Below are 520 nucleotides of genomic sequence, written 5' to 3'. Positions count from 1 at the left end.
GCGAACCTACAGGGGGTTTACTAGGTGGTATCAGTCTTCTTGGTGGCGAAAACGTCGGTGGTCAAGGTGGCTTTGGTGGCGGTAACGGTACCGAAGCTGTAGAGCGTTTTCTAGCTCCCGATACTCCAGCTAGAGGTGGTGATGGTGCTGGTTTTGGTGGTGCCGTCTTTATCCGTTCGGGCAACCTAATTTTAAAAGATGTAGATTTCTCTAATAACCAAACTCAAGGTGGTGGAAGTAATGCCGATGGTTTGGGAGGTGCTATTTTTGTTTTAGACCCAAGCGATAATACCAATGGAAACGACCTGGGACTTCCCGAAACAATACCTACTGTTAGCGTTGACGGCGTTACCTACACTAATAATCTTGCTCCAGACAACAGTGGTACTGACACAGATAACAACAATGTTTATGGAATATTAAACAATGCGCCTGTTGTTACCACTCCCATTATCGACCAAACTGTAGCCGAAGATAGCAACTTTAATCTAGAAGTTGCCTCTAACTTTAGTGATGCCGA

General features: G+C 45.4%; 1 protein-coding gene. It reads left to right on the top strand.

Annotation, left to right across the window (positions count from 1 at the left end; translation table 11 throughout):
- A partial coding sequence (locus KV40_RS35730; RefSeq protein WP_036482690.1) for a hypothetical protein occupies positions 1-520 on the top strand: 520 nt, incomplete at both ends.

Origin of the sequence: Myxosarcina sp. GI1, assembly GCF_000756305.1 — a bacterium.
Taxonomy (GTDB): Bacteria; Cyanobacteriota; Cyanobacteriia; order Cyanobacteriales; family Xenococcaceae; genus Myxosarcina.
Note: the sequence above shows the minus strand (reverse complement) of the source record. Positions and strands in the feature narration are given on the sequence as shown.